At 73.5% G+C, this 18,644-nt stretch carries 14 protein-coding genes; 7 read left to right on the forward strand and 7 right to left on the reverse strand.

The genetic code is table 11. The features are described 5' to 3' along the window. Positions 1–209: 209 nt before the first annotated feature. Positions 210–1,037, forward strand: coding sequence for an enoyl-CoA hydratase family protein (locus OG242_RS25810; RefSeq protein WP_405900411.1), 828 nt, complete (start codon positions 210–212; stop codon positions 1,035–1,037). Then, positions 1,034–3,325 (forward strand): bifunctional salicylyl-CoA 5-hydroxylase/oxidoreductase, encoded by a 2,292-nt coding sequence (locus tag OG242_RS25815; RefSeq protein WP_405900412.1) that lies wholly within the window; start codon positions 1,034–1,036, stop codon positions 3,323–3,325. Before OG242_RS25810 ends, OG242_RS25815 begins: the two co-directional genes overlap by 4 nt. Here OG242_RS25815 and OG242_RS25820 read toward each other — a convergent pair. Together OG242_RS25820 and OG242_RS25825 are read right to left on the reverse strand one after the other, a co-directional pair. Then, complete coding sequence (locus OG242_RS25820; RefSeq protein ID WP_405900413.1) at positions 3,312–4,184, reverse strand: PaaX family transcriptional regulator C-terminal domain-containing protein; 873 nt, start codon at positions 4,182–4,184, stop codon at positions 3,312–3,314. The genes OG242_RS25815 and OG242_RS25820 overlap by 14 nt on opposite strands. A gap of 4 nt (positions 4,185–4,188) precedes the next feature. Beyond that, entirely contained in the window at positions 4,189–5,826 is a 1,638-nt protein-coding gene (locus OG242_RS25825) for an AMP-binding protein (RefSeq protein ID WP_405900414.1), read from the reverse strand. 120 nt (positions 5,827–5,946) lie between these two features. Here OG242_RS25825 and OG242_RS25830 point away from each other — a divergent pair, with 120 nt between their 5' ends. Both OG242_RS25830 and OG242_RS25835 read left to right on the forward strand, forming a co-directional pair. Next, on the forward strand, positions 5,947–7,074 hold the full coding sequence (locus tag OG242_RS25830; RefSeq protein WP_405900415.1) for an acyl-CoA dehydrogenase family protein: 1,128 nt from the start codon (positions 5,947–5,949) through the stop codon (positions 7,072–7,074). Then, the gene (locus tag OG242_RS25835; RefSeq protein ID WP_405900416.1) at positions 7,071–7,472 is read left to right on the forward strand and encodes a RidA family protein; all 402 of its coding nucleotides are present in this window, start codon (positions 7,071–7,073) and stop codon (positions 7,470–7,472) included. Before OG242_RS25830 ends, OG242_RS25835 begins: the two co-directional genes overlap by 4 nt. Before the next feature lie 60 nt (positions 7,473–7,532). Here the strand turns inward: OG242_RS25835 and OG242_RS25840 are convergent, their stop codons facing one another. From OG242_RS25840 to OG242_RS25860, 5 genes are read right to left on the reverse strand one after another with little or no spacing between them, the layout of a single operon-like run. After that, on the reverse strand, positions 7,533–8,666 hold the full coding sequence (locus tag OG242_RS25840) for an FAD-dependent monooxygenase (protein WP_405900417.1): 1,134 nt from the start codon (positions 8,664–8,666) through the stop codon (positions 7,533–7,535). Positions 8,667–8,723: 57 nt separating this feature from the next. Beyond that, positions 8,724–9,293 carry a GTP-binding protein gene (locus tag OG242_RS25845; RefSeq protein WP_405900418.1) on the reverse strand — a complete coding sequence of 190 codons (570 nt, stop codon included), beginning with the start codon at positions 9,291–9,293 and terminating at the stop codon, positions 8,724–8,726. A gap of 6 nt (positions 9,294–9,299) precedes the next feature. Beyond that, positions 9,300–9,719, reverse strand: a complete 420-nt coding sequence (locus OG242_RS25850; protein WP_405900419.1) for a DUF742 domain-containing protein — start codon at positions 9,717–9,719, stop codon at positions 9,300–9,302. Then, positions 9,716–10,153, reverse strand: a complete 438-nt coding sequence (locus OG242_RS25855; RefSeq protein ID WP_164644042.1) for a roadblock/LC7 domain-containing protein — start codon at positions 10,151–10,153, stop codon at positions 9,716–9,718. Before OG242_RS25855 ends, OG242_RS25850 begins: the two co-directional genes overlap by 4 nt. Then, the gene (locus OG242_RS25860) at positions 10,150–13,014 is read right to left on the reverse strand and encodes a nitrate- and nitrite sensing domain-containing protein (protein ID WP_405900420.1); all 2,865 of its coding nucleotides are present in this window, start codon (positions 13,012–13,014) and stop codon (positions 10,150–10,152) included. Before OG242_RS25860 ends, OG242_RS25855 begins: the two co-directional genes overlap by 4 nt. A gap of 318 nt (positions 13,015–13,332) precedes the next feature. On the opposite strand from OG242_RS25860, the gene OG242_RS25865 reads away from it, so the two are divergent. The 3 genes from OG242_RS25865 to OG242_RS25875 are packed head-to-tail and all read left to right on the forward strand — an operon-like array spanning position 13,333 to position 18,511. Continuing rightward, complete coding sequence (locus OG242_RS25865; protein WP_405900421.1) at positions 13,333–16,242, forward strand: Na+/H+ antiporter subunit A; 2,910 nt, start codon at positions 13,333–13,335, stop codon at positions 16,240–16,242. After that, entirely contained in the window at positions 16,239–16,856 is a 618-nt protein-coding gene (locus OG242_RS25870; protein ID WP_405900422.1) for a Na(+)/H(+) antiporter subunit C, read from the forward strand. The genes OG242_RS25865 and OG242_RS25870 overlap by 4 nt, the downstream gene beginning before the upstream one ends. Next, positions 16,853–18,511, forward strand: a complete 1,659-nt coding sequence (locus OG242_RS25875) for a Na+/H+ antiporter subunit D (RefSeq protein ID WP_405900423.1) — start codon at positions 16,853–16,855, stop codon at positions 18,509–18,511. Before OG242_RS25870 ends, OG242_RS25875 begins: the two co-directional genes overlap by 4 nt. Positions 18,512–18,644 lie beyond the last annotated feature (133 nt).

The following is an 18,644-nucleotide window of genomic DNA, read 5'->3' on the forward strand; positions in this document are numbered from 1 at the left end:
CCTGGGCTCAGACGGTTCCGCGCTCAAGACTTCTTCCTCCCACCTTACGAAGCAGGGCGACGCGGACAAGAGCCTGCCGCCCGGCAGGAAGGGGACATTCGTCACTGGTTCCGTCGGGACCAGGTCTATCGCGTACTCGTGACGGCAGTCACGTAACGGTGATAAATTCGAGGCCAGGCAGCAGCGACGGCTGAAGGGGATACCCCGCCATGAGCCCGTTCACCGGCTCCGTACCGCGTACGCAGAACTGGCGCCACCTGCGGGTCACCGTCGAGGACGGCGTCGCCACCGTCACCCTCGCCCGGCCCGAGAAGCTCAACGCCCTGACCTTCGGCGCCTACGCCGACCTCCGCGACCTCCTCGCCGAGCTGGCCCGCGAGCGCGCCGTGCGGGCCCTGGTGCTGGCCGGCGAGGGGCGCGGCTTCTGCTCCGGCGGCGACGTGGACGAGATCATCGGCGCCACCCTTTCGATGGACACCGCACAGCTCCTGGACTTCAACCGGATGACGGGCCAGGTCGTCCGCGCGGTGCGCGAGTGCCCGTTCCCCGTCGTCGCGGCCGTCCACGGGGTCGCCGCCGGGGCGGGTGCGGTCCTCGCCCTCGCCGCCGACTTCCGCGTCGCGGACCCCACCGCCCGGTTCGCCTTCCTCTTCACCCGGGTCGGGCTCTCCGGCGGCGACATGGGCGCGGCCTACCTGCTGCCCCGGGTCGTCGGCCTCGGCCACGCCACCCGGCTCCTGATGCTCGGCGAACCCGTCCGCGCCGCCGAGGCCGAGCGGATCGGCCTGATCAGCGAGCTCACCGACGAGGGCCGGGCCGGTGAGGCCGCCGCCGCGCTCGCCCGCCGCCTCGCGGACGGGCCCGCGCTCGCCCTCGCCCAGACCAAGGCGCTGCTCACCGCCGAGCTGGACATGCCGCTGGCCGCCGCCGTCGAGATGGACGCCGCGACCCAGGCCCTCCTGATGCACGGCGAGGACTACGCCGAATTCCACGCCGCGTTCAGCGAGAAGCGGCCGCCCGCCTGGCGCGGCAAATGACCGCCCCGGGCGCCGGCCCGCACCGGATCGCGGTCATCGGCGGCGGCCCCGGCGGGCTCTATGCGGCGGCCCTGCTCAAACGGCTCGGCCCCGAGCGCGGGATCACCCTCTGGGAGCGCAACGCCCCCGACGACACCTTCGGCTTCGGCGTCGTCCTCTCCGACGAGACCCTCGGCGGCATCGAACACGCCGACCCCGTCGTCCACCGGGCCCTCCAGCGGGAGTTCGTCCGCTGGGACGACATCGACATCGTGCACCGGGGCCACACCCAGACCTCCGGCGGCCACGGCTTCGCCGCCCTCGGCCGCCGCCGGCTCCTGGAGATCCTCCACGAGCGCTGCGCCGGGCTCGGCGTCGACCTCCGCTTCCGCACCCAGGCACCGCCCGCCGCCGAACTCGCCGCCACGCACGACCTGGTCATCGCCGCCGACGGCGTGCACAGCGCCACCCGCGAGGCCCACGCCGAGAGCTTCCGCCCCCGTGTCACCGGACACCGCTGCCGCTACATCTGGCTCGCCGCCGACTTCGCCCTGGACGCCTTCCGCTTCGAGATCGCCGAGACCGCGTACGGCGTGATGCAGCTCCACGCCTACCCGTTCTCACAGGACGCCTCCACCGTCATCGTCGAGATGCGCGAGGAGGTCTGGCGGGCGGCCGGCTTCGACGTGCCCGACCCGGCCGAGTCGATCGACCAGTGCGCCAAGATCTTCGCGGGCGCCCTCGGCCACCGGCCGCTGCGCTCAAACAACTCCGCCTGGCTCACCTTCCGTACCGTCGTCAACGAGCACTGGTCGCACGGCAGCACCGTCCTCATCGGCGACGCCGCGCACACCGCGCACTTCTCCATCGGCTCCGGCACCAAGCTCGCCGTGGAGGACGCCCTCGCGCTCGCCGCCTGCGTCGAGGAGCAGCCCTCGCTGCCGGCCGCGCTCGCCGCGTACGAGAGCGAGCGCCGGCCGGTCGTCGAGTCGACGCAGCGCGCGGCGGCGGCCAGCCTGCGCTGGTTCGAGGAGCTGGGCCGTCACGTCGACCAGCCGCCCCGGCAGTTCGCGTTCAACCTCCTCACGCGCAGCCGCCGCGTCACCCACGACAACCTCCGGCTGCGCGACCCGGCGTTCACGTCCGGTGTGGAGGAGGAGTTCGGCTGCCCGCCCGCCACCCCGCCGATGTTCACCCCGCTGCGGCTGCGCGGCCTGGAGCTGCGCAACCGGGTCGTCGTCTCGCCGATGGACATGTACTCGGCCACCGACGGCGTCCCCGGCGACTTCCACCTCGTCCACCTGGGCGCCAGGGCCCTCGGTGGCGCGGGGCTCGTCATGACGGAGATGGTCTGCGTCAGCCCCGAGGGCCGCATCACCCCCGGCTGTACCGGCCTCTACACCGACGAACAGGCCGCCGCCTGGACCCGGATCACCGACTTCGTGCACACCGCGTCCCCCGGCACCGCCATCGGCGTCCAGCTCGGCCACTCCGGCCGCAAAGGCTCCACCAAGCTCATGTGGGAGGGCATCGACCAGCCCCTCGACGACGGCAACTGGCCGGTGACCGCCGCGTCCCCGCTCCCGTACGCGCCCGGGGTCAACCAGGTCCCGCACGCCCTCGACCGGGCCGGGCTCGACGAGGTCCGTGAGCAGTTCGCCGCCGCCGCCCGGCGCGCCGACGCCTGCGGGTTCGACCTCCTCGAACTGCACTGCGCCCACGGCTACTTGCTGTCCGGCTTCCTCTCCCCGCTCACCAACCGGCGCACCGACGCGTACGGCGGGCCCCTGGCCCACCGCCTCCGCTTCCCACTGGAGGTCTTCGACACGGTCCGCGCGCTGTGGCCCGACGACCGGCCGGTGACCGTCCGGATCTCCGCCACCGACTGGGCGGAGGGCGGCACCACCGCCGAGGACGCCGTGGAGATCGCCCGCGCCTTCGTCGCGCACGGGGCCGACGCCATCGACGTCTCCACCGGCCAGGTCGTGCCCGGCGAGCGGCCCGAGTACGGGCGCTCCTACCAGACCCCGTACGCCGACCGCATCCGCAACGCCCTGTGCGTGCCCGTGATCGCGGTGGGCGCGATCTCCTCCTGGGACGACGTCAACTCCCTGCTCCTCGCGGGCCGCGCCGACCTCTGCGCACTGGCCCGCCCCCACCTGTACGACCCGCACTGGACGCTCCACGCGGCGGCCGAGCAGGGCTACACGGGCCCGGGCGCGCCCTGGCCCCTCCCGTACCGCGCGGGCAGCCGCACCCCGCCGACGGGCCGCACGGACGCGCCGAAACCGCGGCTCAGGCTGGGCTGACCGGCAGGCACTCGTGGCACGGGCACGGGTCCGGGTGCGGGGCCGCGTGGTGCACGAACTCCGCTCCCGCGTCCCGCAACCGCTCGTGCAGTGCCCGGAACACCTCGGCCGACCGGGCGCCCGGCCACTCCTCGGGCAGCAGCTCCCGGGGCAGCCCCGGGTCGGCGTAGGGCACCCGGCGCCAGGAGTCCAGGGCGGTCAGGTAGTCCCGGTAGGCCGCCTCCGGGTCCGCCGGCCCGTCTCCGCGCGCCTCCCAGGCCCTGAGCACCGGTTCGTGGCGTTCCAGGAAGTCGTGGTGGAGCCGGGCCACCGCGTCCAGGTCCCACCAGCGGGCCACGGCATCCCGGGTCGGCGCGAAGCCCAGGTGGTCGCCGTGGAACAGGTCGACGTACGGGGCGAGTTCCAGCCGGTCCAGGGTGTGCCGGGTCTCGTCGTACAGCCATGCCGGGGCGATCCAGACACCGGGGGCCGCCGTGCCGAACCCCAGCCGGGACAGGCGTGAGCGCAGCAGGTGGCGCTTGTGGCGCTCCGCCTCGGGTACGGAGAACACCGCGAGCACCCAGCCGTCCGCCTCCGCCGGTTCCGGGTGGCGGTAGATGCGGCGGTCGCCGTCGTCCAGGAGCTGGCGGGCGTCCGCCGACAGCGCGTACCCGGCCGCCCCGTCCGCCGTGCGCGCGGCGACGAGCAGCCCGCGCCGCTTCAGCCGGGAGACGGACGAGCGTACGGCGGGCGCGTCCACGCCGACGGCGCCGAGCAGCCGGACCAGACCGGCCACCGGCATCGGCCCGTCGCCGGGGGTACGGCCGTACGCCCCGTACAGGGTGACGATCAGTGAGCGGGGGGTGTGCGGTTCGGCCATGTGATCATTCTCGGCCCGGCGCGCGGCCCGCCGCACCCGGTTCGCCCGCGCGGAGCCGGAACCGTTGCAGTTTCCCCGTGGCGGTCCGGGGGAGCGCGGGCAGGAACGTGATGCGGCGGGGGCATTTGTGCGGGGCCAGCTCCGCCCGCATGAACGTGCGCAGCTCGTCCGCCGACAGCGCGGAACCCTCCCGCAGCACCACGTACGCCGCCACGATCCGGCCGCGCAGCTCGTCCGCCTGCCCCACCACCGCGGCCTCCGCCACGTCCGGGTGGCGCAGCAGGGCCTCCTCGACCTCGGGGCCCGCGATGTTGTACCCGGAGGAGATGATCATGTCGTCGGCGCGGGCGACGTACCGGAAGTAGCCGTCCGGGTCGCGCACGTAGGTGTCGCCGGTGATGTTCCAGCCGTGCCGTACGTAGTCGCCCTGCCGTTCGTCGGCGAGGTAGCGGCAGCCGACCGGGCCGCGCACGGCGAGCAGCCCCGGCTCGCCGTCCGGCAGCGGCGCCCCGTCGGCGTCCACCACCCGGGCCTGCCAGCCGGGGACCGGGACACCCGTGGTGCCGGGGCGGATCGCGTCGTCGGAGGCGGAGACGAAGATGTGCAGCAGCTCGGTCGCGCCGATGCCGTTGATGATCCGCAGCCCGGTCCGCTCGTGCCAGGCGTGCCAGGTCGCCTCCGGGAGGTTCTCGCCCGCCGAGACGCAGCGCCGCAGCGCCGACAGGTCGTGCCCGTCGAGCTGGTCGAGCATCACCCGGTACGCGGTCGGCGCGGTGAACAGCACGGAGACGCGGTGCTCCGCCAGGGCGGGCAGCAGCTGCTTGGGCCCGGCCTGTTCGAGCAGCAGCGCCGACGCACCCACCCTCAGCGGGAACACCACCAGGCCACCGAGCCCGAAGGTGAACCCGAGCGGCGGACTGCCCGCGAACACGTCGTCGGGGACCGGCCGCAGCACGTGCCGCGAGAAGGTGTCGGCAATGGCCAGCACATCGCGGTGCAGGTGCATGCAGCCCTTGGGCCGGCCGGTGGTGCCCGAGGTGAACGCGATCAGCGCCACGTCGTCCGAAGCCGTGTCCACCGCCCGGTAGGGCCCCGGCCGGGCGGCGGCCAGCCGCAGCAGATCGTCCGGCGCCCCACCCCCGTACGCCGTGATCCGCAGCCCCGGCACCCGCGCTGCCGCCAGGTCGTCGACCGACCGTGCGTCGCACAGGGCGTGGCTCACCCGGGCGATCGAGCAGACGGCCGCCAGCTCGGAGGCCCGCTGCTGCGCCAGTACGGTGACGGCGACCGCCCCCGCCTTCAGCACCGCGAGCCAGCAGGCGGCCAGCCGGGGCGTGGTGGGGCCGCGCAGCAGGACGCGGTTGCCGGGGACGACCCCCAGGTCCGAGGTGAGGACGTGGGCGATCCGGTCGACGAGATCCCGCAGCTCCCCGTAGCTCAGCACCCCGCCGTCGGGCGTGCGGAAGGCGGGGCGGCCGGGGCCGAGGCGGTCGGCCGTGCGGTCGAGCAGCTCGGCGGCGCAGTTGAGCCGGTCCGGGTACTGGAGCTCGGGCAGGTCGAAGAGCAGGTCCGGCCACTGCTCCACGGGTGGCAGGTGCTCCCCGGCGAAGCCGTCGATGTGCGCTGAGGTTTTCGGGTCCATGAAGGATCGCCCCCTTGTAGCCCCCTTGTCGCTCTTGGAGCGTATCGTTTGGGTGACGGTAGTCAACGGTCCGCGATAAAGATGCTCAGGAGCAATCGATTCGACCAGAGAGGCGCCGGTATGACGGCATTCTCGCTCGATCCGGCACAGACCGCCCGGTGCGAGGAGTTGCGCACCCTGGCCCGGGACCGGCTCGCCCCGCTCGCCGCGCGCGGTGAGCCGGGGCACGTCAACCGCCCGCTCCTCGCCGCTCTCGGCGAGCTGGGCCTCCTCGACCGGCTGTTCGGCTCGGGCGCCCTGGACCTCTGCCTGCTGCGCGAATCGCTCGCCCGGGGCTGCACGGAGGCCGAGACCGCCCTCGCCCTCCAGGGCCTCGGCGGCTTCCCGGTCCTCCGCTCGGGCACCGCCGTCCAGCGCGAGCGGTGGCTGCCCGAGGTGCGCGCCGGCCGGGCCGTCGCCGCGTTCGCGCTCAGCGAGCCGGGCGCGGGCTCCGACGCGGCGGCCCTCGCGCTGGACGCCGCCCCGGACTCCGGCGGCTGGCGGCTGACCGGCGAGAAGTGCTGGATCTCCAACGCGCCGGAGGCCGACTTCTACACGGTCTTCGCCCGCACGACCCCGGGCGCCCGGGCCCGTGGCGTCACCGCGTTCCTGGTGCCCGCAGACCGCCCGGGCCTGACCGGGACCGCCCTGGAGATGCTCTCCCCGCACCCCATCGGCGCCCTCGCCTTCGACGGGGTCCGCGTCACCGCCGACGACGTGCTCGGCGAACCGGACAAGGGCTTCGCGGTCGCCATGGACACCCTGAACCTGTTCCGCCCCAGCGTCGGCGCCTTCGCCCTCGGCATGGCCCGGGCGGCCCTCGACGCCACGGTGGAGCACACCGCGACCCGTACCGCGTTCGGCGGGCCCCTGTCCGGCCTCCAGGCCGTGTCCCACCAGGTCGCCGAGATGGCCACCCGCACCGAGGCCGCCCGGCTGCTGGTCTACGCGGCGGCCGCCGCCCACGACGCGGGGGAGCCCGGGGTGCCGCGCCGGGCCGCCATGGCGAAGCTGTACGCCACCGAGACCGCGCAGTTCGTGGTGGACACGGCCGTCCAGCTGCACGGCGCCCGCGCCCTGCGACGGGGCCACCTGCTCGAACACCTCTACCGGGAGGTCCGCGCCCCGCGCATCTACGAGGGCGCCAGTGAGGTCCAGCGCACGATCATCGCCAAGGAGCTGTACGCGAACCGGGAGCCGACCGCATGAGCCCGATCCACCGCATCAACCCGCATGAACTCTCGCCCGCCACCGGCTTCTCCCACGCGGTCACCGCCACCGGCGGCCGGCTCGTGTTCCTGGCCGGACAGACCGCCCTGGACCAGCACGGCACCGTCGTCGGCGACAGCCTGCCCGAGCAGTTCGCGACCGCGCTGGGCAACCTCCTCGCCGCCCTGCGCGCCGCAGGCGGCTCCCCGGCGGACCTGGCCCGGGTCACGGTGTACGCCACCGACGTCGCCGACTACCGGGCGCACGCCCCGGAACTGGGCCGGATCTGGCGCCGGCTGGCGGGCCGCGACTACCCGGCGATGGCGGTCATCGGGGCGGCACGGCTCTGGGACGAGCAGGCCCTGGTCGAGATCGACGGCACGGCGGTGCTGCCCTGAGCGACGTACGCCCCCGCCGGCTCCGGAAACCGGGCCCGGCGGGGGCGTACGGAGAGAGAATCAGTACGGCTGCACCAGCACGTGGGCCGCGCCCGGGATGCCGACCTTCAGCAGCTCGTCCTCCTCGGGCGTCGTCTCCCCGCCCGTCTCCTGCTTGAGCACGGCGCGCGACATCGCCTGCACCCACATGGCGCGCGGGCGGCGCCGGGCCTCCCACACGTCCAGGGCCGCCGCGACGTCCGCCTCGGCGTCCAGCGACTCGGCGAGCACCAGCGCGTCCTCCACGGCCATCGCCGCCCCCTGCGCGATGTGCGGGGTGCTGGCGTGTGCGGCGTCCCCGGCCAGGACGACCCGGCCGACGTGCCACGGCTCCTCGACGGTCACCTGGGAGATCCGCGAGTACACGACCGCCTCCGGCCCGGTGACCGCGTCGAGCGCCTCGGCGACCGAACCGGAGAACATCACCAGCCGCTCCTTGAGCTGCTCGTGCGCGCTCGAAGGGTCCGGCCGGAAGTCCGCGGCCTCGGGGAACACCGTGCCCAGGTACATCAGTTCGTCCGTGATCGGGGTGAGCAGCGCCTTCGCGGCCTGGCCCGCGGTGCCCATCACGACTCCCCGCACCTGCTCCTGGCGGGGCACGGTTACACGCCAGTTGGCGAAGCCGGTGTACTCGGGGGTGTAGCGGTCGCCGTACAGCCGGGTGCGCAGCGGCGAGCCGATGCCGTCGAAGCCGACGACGAGGTCCCAGCGGCCGGCCGTACCGTCGGACAGGGTGACGTCCACGCCCTCGCCGTCGTCGGTGAGTCCGGTGATGGTCGTGCCGAACCGGATCGTCGCACCGGCCGAGGTGGCCGCCGCGCCCAGCACCTGGGCAAGCGCCGGGCGGGGGATGCCGTTGTTGGACGGGACGTCGCCCATGCTGGGCTGCGGTATCGCGGCCACTGTGTTGCCGGCCGGGTCCGCGATGGTCAGGATCTCCCACTCGAAGCCCGCCTTGAGGCAGTCGTCGAGCACCCCGATCTCGCGCATGACGTGCAGGGCGTTGGACGGCTGGATGATGCCCACGCCGAGGGCGTCGAGCTCGTCGCGGAGTTCGGCGACCTCGACGGTGTGACCGCGCCGGGCCAGCGCGGTGGCGAGCGTCAGCCCGCCGATGCCGCCGCCGTGGATCAGGACGCGCAGGGGTGTAGCCATGTCGGATTCTCTCCAGAGCGAGAAGATAGGGAGGAAGGGAAAGGGGGAGGGCGGCGTTCAGCCGGCCGCCACGGGCAGGCTCATCAGGTGGTCCACGAGGGCCAGCAGCACGTCACGGCCGAACGGCCGCTCGCGTACGTCACCGACCAGCAGCGGGACGTGCGGATCGAGGTCGAGGGCGGCCCGGATCTCTTCCGCGGTACGGGTGTTGTGGCCGTGGAAGCAGTTGATCGCCACGACGAACGGGATGTCCCGGCTCTCGTAGAAGTCGATCGAGGCGAAGCTGGTCTCCAGCCGCCGGGTGTCGGCGATCACGACGCCGCCGAGTGCCCCGTTGACCAGGTCGTTCCACATGAACCAGAAGCGCTCCTGGCCCGGGGTGCCGAACAGGTAGACGACGAGCTCCGGACTGACCGTGATCCGGCCGAAGTCCAGGGCCACGGTGGTGGTTTCCTTCTGCCCGACGCCGGCCAGGTCGTCGACGCCGACGCTGGCCTGGGTGAGCAACTCCTCGGTGCGCAGCGGGGCGACCTCGCTGACGGCACCGACGAGGGTGGTCTTGCCGACGCCGAAGCCGCCGGCTATCAGGATCTTCACGGCGGTGGGCGCCGTCTGACTGGTGGTCATCTTGGCTCAGAGTCTCCGGAGTCCGTCGCGAACAGCGGCCAGTACGCTCATGTGGGCCCCGCCGGACGCCCGGGCCACCGACAGCGGCGCCCGGGCGATCAGGAGGCCGGAGGCGACCAGATCCGCCAGCAGGATCTTGGTCACCGAGACCGGCAGGTCGAGGCCCGCGGAGACCTCGGCGACCGCGGCGGGGCGCCGGCAGCGCTCCAGGATCAGCCGGTGCTCCGGCTGGAGCCGGCCCGGCCGGACCGCCGCCCCGTGTGCGTCCCGCGGATCGTCCGCGGTCGTCAGCACGGTGATGAGGGTGAGGTCGTCCCGCTCGGGCGCGGTCCGGCCGTGGGTGATGGTGTACGGGCGCACCATTGTGCCCGCCCCGTCCTCCTCGTCCTCGAACTCGTCCTCGCGGTAGGGCCAGTGCGCGGTCACGCGCGCGGCCCGGTTCCGGTGCCGAAGGCGTCGAAGTCGCTCCGGGCCGGGGTGCTGAGCTTCTGGCCGACCTGAAGGACGAGGTTGTGCATGGCGAGCGACATGACCTCGGCGTCCACCTCCTGGGAGGCGACGACGGCCAGGTGCGTGCCCTGGCCCGCCGAGATGATGAAGAGCCACAGGTCCGCCAGTTCGACGATCACCTGGTGCACGCCGCCGCCCCCGAAGAGCTGGCCCACACCGCGGGCCAGGCTCTGCTGGCCGGTGCATATCGCGGCCAGCCGTTCGGCGTCGGCCCGCTCGACCGTGCGCGAGTGGCTGACCACCAGGCCGTCGTCGGAGAGCAGCACGGCGTTCCTGGTCTCGGCCACCGAGTCCACCAAGCCGTCGAGCAGCCAGTCGAGGTCCTGGCGAGTGGCGGTTGTGCGTGTCATGTCCGTTCTTCTCCCATGAAGAGGGGGGCGGAGGGATCGGGCTGCTTCGGCGGCTCTTCGGTCCCGCGGGCGGCGCGGGACCGGCGTTGGAAGGCTCCGATGGCGGCACCGGCGCGATGCGGGGCCGTCCGGGGCTGCGGCGGGCTGTCGGACCGGCCCGGCTGCAGGCCGGCGGCGGCCGGGGCGGCGGGGGTGATCCGCAGTTCGTCCGCGAGGCTCGCCTGACGGACCCGGCGCGGCAGCGGGGGCTCTCCGCCGGGCGCCACCGGCAGCGCGAGGCTCCCCGGACCGGCTTCCGGACCGGTGCCACCCGCGCCGGGCGAACCCGTGCCGGGCGAGGCCATCTGGGGGGAGACCGGGAGGCCCGGCCCGGCCTGCGGCTGCCCGGGGTGCCCGGCGGCCGGTTCCGGCTGCGGAGGCAGGGTGAGCGGGAAGCCGTCCGCGTCCAGGGCGCCCGGCAGATACGTGTCGGGGTAGGACTGCTGCGGCGCGCCGTACGGTGCCCCGGGCTCCGGGTACGCCTGGTGCGCCACCGGGTACTGCCCCTCGGCCGTCATGTACGGCTGCCCGGCGCCCGCGTACGCGTTGTCGCCGTACGAGGTGTTGTCGTACCCCTCCTGGTGGGCGCCGCCGGGTGCGTAGCCCCGGCCGTCCGCGCCGTGGCCGTACCCGTCCGCGTACTGCGGGTCCGGGTGCTCCAGGTCGCCGAACGGATGGTCGACGGGGGCCGGCGGTGCCTGCTCCTCCCGGTCCGGGAAGGGCTCCTGCGCCGCCGGGCGGGGCGGGGCGTCCGCTTCGAACGGCGCCCGGGACGTGTGCAGGGCGGTGACCCCGGCGAGCGCCTGGCCGCGGCCCCGGCTGGGCAGGGCGTCGGTGTCGCGGAGCGGGGCGGGGGCCGGCGCGGGGGCGGCGTCCTCGGCCGCGGGGGCCGGGACGGCGACCGGACCGGAGTGCGGACCGGGGACGGTGAGCTCGTCGGGGACGAGCACGACGACCCGGGTGCCGCCGAAGGCCGACTGCCGGAACTCCACCCGCAGGCCGTGCTGGCCGGCGAGGCGCGCGATCACGTACAGGCCCAGCCGGATGTCGTCGGCGTGCGCCAGGACGTCCATCCGGGGCGGCCGGCTCATCAGCTCGTTGGCCGCGGCCAGCTGCTCCTCGTCCATGCCGAGCCCGCGGTCCTCGACCTCGATGGCCAGGCCCCGGCTCACGTGGGCCGCCCTGACCTCGACGGGGCTGGGCGGCCCGGAGAAGGTGAGGGCGTTCTCGATCAGCTCCGCCAGGACGTGGGAGACCGGTCCCACGGCCCGCTCGGCGAGCCACGGGGAGCCGTCCAGGTCCAGCACCACGCGCCGGTAGTCCTGCACCTCGCCCTGGGCGGACCGCATGACGTCCAGCAGCGGTACGGGCTTGCGCCACCGCCGGTGCGGGGCACCGCCCGCGAGGATCACGAGGTTCTCCTCGTAGCGCCGGAGGCGGGCGGTGAGGTGGTCGAGGTCGAAGAGGCCGTCCAGCACCTCGGGGTCCTCGTGCTTGCGCTCCAGCTCGTCCAGCTTCTTCAGCTGCTGGCCGATCAGCTGCTGGGTGCGTCGCGCGATGCGCTGCAGCAGCCGCTCGAAGCCGCGGTGCTGGTCGGCCTGTTCGACGGCCGCGCGCAGGGCGCTGGTACGGGCCAGGTCGAGCGCGTTGCCGAGCTGCGCCAGCTCGTCCGACGTACCGCTCTCGCTCTTGTGCCCGATGGCGCGGGCCTCGGTCTCGACGTCGATGCGTTCGCCCCTGCCGAGCCGCTCGACGACGTCGGGCAGCGCGCGCTCCAGCTCCTCGGCCCGCTCCTGGAGCCGGCTGATCCGGCGGCGCAGGGTGCGGGAGAGGCGCCAGGTGAACCAGATGACCGCGACGACGGCGGCGAGGCCGACGACCGTGGTGACGACGACCTTGATCAGCAGCGAGACGACGCTGTCCTTGCCCTCCGCGACCACGAGGTCGGTGCGCTGCTCCATCAGCTTCACCAGCTGGGGCGTGAGCTCGTCCATCGCGCCGCGCCAGTCCGCCTCCTTGGCGCCCAGGGAGACGTAGCCGGACCCGTCCGGGCCGGCCGGCCGCAGCACCTGCTTCTCCACCCGGGTCTTGGCCTTCCAGGCGGAGCCGTCGAAGAGCTCCTCCCACCTGGCCTTCTCGTCCGCCGAGAGGAAGGGGATGATCTGCGTCGAGTACTGGAGGGACTGGGCGGAAACGGCCTGCCGGACCTCCTGAAGGTCCGCGGTGCTCAGCTTGCCCTTGGTCCAGCCGCGGGCGAGCAGCGCGTCCGAGCGGGAGATCATCTCCTTGGCCCAGAAGAGGTCGACCAGCGGCTGCGAGATCGTGGTGATCCGGCCGTTGTCCACATGGCTGAGTGCGGTGAAGAGCTTCATGTCCACGGCGATCAGGTCCGTGTAGTAGCCGTACACGGCCTTCTGCTGGTCGTTGTCGCCCTCGTCGACGAGCGTGCGCTGCGCCGGGAGTTGGGTGATCGCCGTACGCGCCGAGCGGACCGCGTCACGCACCTCGCCGGGGGCGTCGTCGGTGGCGATGTCGGACAGCGACTGGAAGTCGGCGATCGCCTTGTCGGTCAGCTTGCGCTGCTCGCGCAGTGCGTCGGTGGGGCCTCCGCCCCGGGCCAGGGCATCGGCGCTGAGCCGCCGTTCCTCCTGGAGGTTGTAGTACACGATGTTGGACGGCTGGCCGGCCTTCTGGGCCAACTGCCCCTGGGCCGCCTGCTTCTGGAAGTCGAGCAGAGTCTGACCACTGGTGACGGCCCAGAGGGCTGCCAGGGCTACACCGGGGACGACTGCCAGTACGAGCAGGGCCGTCCGCAGCGACATTGTGGTCGAGCTGCTCCGCCGTGACACGCGCGTGCGCAGGGCATGCTCCTTGACGTGGTGCCAGTCTCACGACCGGTCAAATCCATTGAGTACCAGGACGGATAGATATTAGTCACAGTGCAAAAACGGAATGGAAGCGGGCTCACATGTGCAACACCGGTCACGCACATGATCGCCACGAACCCGTTGATCCGGCCCGGACGCGGCGCGCCGTACGGGTGAAGCACGGCCGGGGATATATCTGTATTTAGTGCCCCTCGTCCGTTCCGCAGCCCCGCGCACCCCGTCACCCGCCGCCGCGCCCCACCGCCCCGCCGCATGACCGCGCTCATCGTCTGCCACTTCGTCCTCGCGGCCTTCGCGCGTCCGCTGGTGCGAGGGCTGGGGGCGCGCGCCTTCCTCGTCCTCGCGCTGCCGCCGGCCGCCACCACCTGCTGGGCCCTCGCCCAGTGGGACACGGCCGCATCCGGCTCCTCGGTCGACTGGTCGTGGGCCTGGATGCCCGACTACGGCGTCTCCGTGGACCTGCGCCTGGACGCGCTGGCCGAACTCATGGTGCTGCTCGCCTCCGGCGTCGGCACGCTCGTCCTGCTGTACTGCGCCTCCTACTTCAACGACACGACACCCCGCCTGGCCGGATTCGCCGGGAACCTGCTCGCCTTCGCCGGTGCCATGCTCGCCCTCGTCCTCAGCGACGACCTGATCTCCCTCTACGTCTTCTGGGAGCTCACCACCGTCTTCTCGTACCTGCTCATCGGGTACGACAGCGAGCAGCGCCACAGCAGACGCTCCGCCCTCCAGGCGCTGACCGTCACCACGCTCGGCGGCCTCGCCATGCTCGTCGGCTTCCTGATCGTCGGTCAGGAAGCCGGGACCTACCGCATCTCCGCGATCCTCGCCGACCCGCCCCCGGCGACCACCGCCGTCCAGGTCGCCGTCCTGCTCATCCTGTGCGGGGCCCTGTCCAAGTCCGCCGTCTGGCCGTTCAGCCTCTGGCTCCCCAACGCCATGGCCGCGCCCACCCCCGTCAGCGCCTATCTGCACGCCGCCGCGATGGTCAAGGCCGGGGTCTACCTGGTCGCCCGGCTCGCGCCCGCCTTCGCCGACGTGCCCGGCTGGCGGCCCGTCGTGATGGTCCTCGGCGCCGCGACGATGCTCCTCGGCGGCTGGCGGGCCCTCAGGCTGCACGACCTCAAGATCGTCCTCGCCTACGGCACCGTCAGCCAGCTCGGCTTCCTCACCCTCCTCGCGGGCGTCGGCAACCGCGACGCCGCGCTGGCCGCCGCCGTCATGATCCTCGGCCACGCCCTCTTCAAGGCCCCGCTCTTCCTCGTCACCGGCATCGTCGACCACGCGGCCGGCACCCGCGACCTGCGCAAGCTCTCGGGCGTCGGACGCGCACTGCCCCACGTGTGCGCCGTCGCCGTCCTCGCCGCCCTCTCCATGGCCGCCCTGCCCCCGCTGCTCGGCTTCGCCGCGAAGGAGGCGGCGTTCGAGGCGCTGCTGCACGGCGACACGGCGGACCGCTGGGCGCTGGGCATCACGGTCGCGGGCTCGGCGCTCACCGTGGCGTACACCGCCCGCTTCGTCTGGGGCGGCTTCCTGCGCAAACCCGGGGTCGCCGACACCCCCGTGCACCGGGTCGGCCCGGCCTTCCTCGCCGCGCCCGCCGTACTCGCCCTCTGCGGCCTGGCGCTCGGACCCGGCGTCGGCTGGACCGACCGGCTGCTCAGCGCCTACGCCGACGCCTTCCCAGCCCCCGCCCACCCGTACCACCTCGCGCTCTGGCACGGCTGGGGCACCGCCCTGCTCCTCTCCGCCGTCGCCACCCTGGGCGGCGCGGTCCTCTTCGCCGCGCGCGACCGGGTCGCCCGGCTCTCCCGGCGCGTCGCCTGGCCCACCGCCGACGGCGTCTTCGGCCGGCTGCTCCTGGGCCTGGAACGCCTCTCCCTCCAGGCCACCGGCTTCGTCCAGCGCGGCTCGCTCTCCGTGTACCTCGCCACCACACTGCTGGTGATGCTCGCCGGACAGCTCGCCGTGCTCATCGCGGACCGGCCCTGGCAGGGCGCGTCCGCGCCCCGGCTATGGGACGTACCGCTCCAGGGCGCGGTCGCCGCCCTGACCTGTGCGGCGGCGCTCCTGTGTCTCACCGTCAGACGGCGCATGAAGGCCGTGGTGCTGGCCGGACTGACCGGATACGGGACCGCGCTGCTGTTCGTCGTCCAGGGCGGCCCGGACCTGGCGCTCACCCAGTTCTGCGTCGAGACCGTGTCGATGATCGTGTTCGTGCTGGTGCTGCGGCGCATGCCGGTGCACTTCCAGGAGTCCGTCAGCACCTGGCGGCGGGCCGTGCGCATCCCGGTCGCCCTGGCCGCCGCGGCCACCCTCGGCGTGGTGGTCTGGGTCGCCGCCGCCGCGCGCACCGCGCCCCCGGCCGGCGCCGCCATGGTCGAGGAGACCGCCCACCACGGCCTCAAGGACGTCGTCGCCACGATCCTGGTCGACCTGCGCGCCTGGGACACGATGGGGGAGTCCGCGGTCCTCGCCGCCGCCGCGGTCGGCGTGACCAGCCTCATCTACCTGCACCGCCGCGCCGAGGGGACGGCGACGCCCACGGAGGCACGGGGCCGCACCGCCTGGTCCGTGACCGCCGAGCCGCTGACCGGGGTGCCGCAGGGCGACGAGGGGGCGCCCGAGCGCGGCTGGCTGGCGGCCGGGGCCACGCTGGCGCCCGAGCACCGGTCCGTCGTCTTCGAGGTGGTGACCCGGTTGCTGTTCCACCCGATCCTGGTGCTCTCGGTCTACCTGCTGTTCTGCGCCGAGAACATGCCGGGCGGCGGATTCGTCGGCGGGCTGGTCGCGGGCCTCGCCCTGATCACCCGCTACCTGGCGGGCGGGCGCTTCGAACTCGCCGAGGCCGCGCCCCTGCAGCCCGGCCTCTTCACCGGGCTGGGGCTCTTCGTCTCCACCGGCGTCGCCCTGTTCGGCCTCTCCGACGGAACGGTCCTGCACGCCTGGACGTACCACGGCCATCTGCCGTTCATCGGCGACTTCGAGTTCGGGACCCCGGTGATCTTCGACTGCGGGGTGTACCTGCTGGTCCTCGGCGTCGTCCTCGACATCGTGCGGGCCCTCGGCGCGAAGATCGACCGCCAGATCGAGCGGGCCGCGGCCGACAAGGCGGCCGCCCGCGGGGCCGGACCGGAGACCGGGGAGGCCACCCCGTGACCGTCAGCGCCTCGCTCCTGGCCACCGCGGCGGTCCTCTGCGCGGTCGGCGGCATCCTCATGCTGACCCGGCCCCTCACCCGCATCCTGCTGGGCGCGGTCATCGCCGGCAACGGCATCAACCTGTTCATCCTGTCCGCCACCGGCACGGCCGGCCGTGAACCGCTGCTGTACGGGGTCGACCTCGCCAGGGTCACCGACCCGCTGCCCCAGGCCATCGCCCTCACCGCGATCGTCATCACCCTGGCCACCACCGCGTTCCTGCTCGCCATGGCCTACCGCAGCCACCAGCTGACCGGCACCGACGAGGTCCACGACGACCTGGAGGACCGGCGCATCGTGCTCCGCGCCGAAGTGCTGGACGAACGCGACGAACTGCGCGCCCGGTTCCGGGCCGACGGCGACCGCAGCGCCGAGGCCCGCCACGCCTACCGCGAGGAGCGCCGCCGCCTGCGGGCCCGGCTGCGCGCCGACCGCGCCCTCCAGGCCAGGGGCCGCGACGCCACCGGCGACCTGTGGCACGACGTGCTGGGGGCGGACCCGGAGGACTACGCGAGCACCGAGGACCCGCAGGGCCCCGGCACCGACGCCCAGAACCCAGGAGACACCGGATGAACGCCCTCGTCCCGCTGCCGGTGCTGCTGCCGCTCTGCGCGACCGGACTGAGCCTCGCCTTCGGCACCCGGCTCAAACAGATCCAGCGCTTCATCAGCGTCGTCGTGCTCACCGCCGTACTCGGCCTCTCGGTCGCCCTGATGATCGCCGCCGACCGGGACGGCCCGCTCTCCGTGCACCTGGGCGACTTCGCGCCGCCGCTCGGCATCACCCTGGTCGCCGACCGGCTCTCCGGGCTGATGCTGACGGTCTCCTCGGCCATCACCCTGTGCGTGCTCGTCTACTCCCTGGGCCAGGGCATGGCCGACCGGGACGAGGAGACGCCCGTCGCGGTCTTCCACCCCGCCTATCTGATCCTGGTCGCGGGCGTCTCCTGCACCTTCCTCGCCGGTGACCTGGTCAACCTCTACGTCGGCTTCGAGATCATGCTCGTCGCGAGCTTCGTCCTGCTGACCCTCGGCGGCACCGGACCGCGCATCCGGGCGGGCTCCACGTACGTGATCATCTCGCTGTTCTCCTCGATGCTCTTCCTGACCGCCATCGCCATGACGTACGCGGCGACCGGCACCGCGAACTTCGCCCAGCTCGGCGAACGCCTGGGCGCTCTCCCGCTCGGCGTCCAGACCCTGATCCAGGCGATGCTGCTGACGGTCTTCGCGATCAAGGCGGCCGTCTTCCCGCTCGCCGCCTGGCTGCCCGACTCGTATCCGACCGCGCCCGCCCCCGTCACCGCCGTCTTCGCCGGGCTGCTGACCAAGGTCGGCGTCTACTGCATGCTGCGGACCGAGACCCTGCTCTTCCCCGGCAACCGGCTCGGTGACCTGCTGATGGCGGCGGCGCTCGCCTCGATGATCGTCGGCATTCTGGGGGCCGTGGCGCAGACCGACCTCAAGCGGCTGCTCTCCTTCACCCTCATCAGCCACATCGGTTACATGGTCTTCGGCATCGGCCTCGCCACCCGGCAGGCGTACGGCGGAGCGATCGTCTACGTCGTCCACCACATCACCGTCCAGACCACGCTGTTCCTGGTCGCCGGGCTCATCGAACGCCGGAGCGGCACCACCGAGCTCACCCGGATCGGCGGCCTCGCCCGCGCCGCCCCCGCCCTCGCCGTCCTCTTCTTCGTCCCCGCGATGAACCTCGCCGGCATCCCGCCGCTCTCCGGCTTCATCGGCAAGCTCGGCCTCATGCGCGCCGGTGTCGCCGACGGCGGGGTGTGGGCGTGGATCCTCGTCACCGGGGCGACCGCGACGAGCCTGCTCACGCTGTACGTGATGGCCAAGGTCTGGAACCTGGCCTTCTGGCGGGCCGCGCCCCCGGGCCAGGCCGCCGCCGGCACGGTCCTGGAGTCGGACGACGACAGCGACGACGACGATGCCGACGAGGGGCCCGACCGGATGGCGGGCACCGGCGACGAGGGCGTCCGCGTCCGCCACCAGCCCGCCGGGCTCGCCGTCGCCGCGACCCTCCACGGCCACGCCGTCACCACCACCAGCGTGCTGCCCCGCCCGATGACCTGGGCCACGGCCGCCGCGGTCGCCCTCGGCCTCGCCTTCACCGTGTTCGCCGGCCCGCTGACCTCGTACACCGACCGCTCGGCCGCCGAACTCATCGCCCGCAGGCCCTACATCGAGGAGGTGCTCGGGGGTGTCTGACAAATGCCCGTGGAGGAAGGAGCGGCGTCTGGTGCGTGCGATCGCAAGGCGCCGGAGAGTCCTTGTAGCGGAGCTACTAGGGCTTTTCGGCAACGCCGCGAGCGTGCGTGCCAGGCGACGCGACGCCGCGGGA

The sequence above is a fragment of the Streptomyces sp. NBC_00727 genome, assembly GCF_045161745.1.
Classification (GTDB): Bacteria; Actinomycetota; Actinomycetes; order Streptomycetales; family Streptomycetaceae; genus Streptomyces.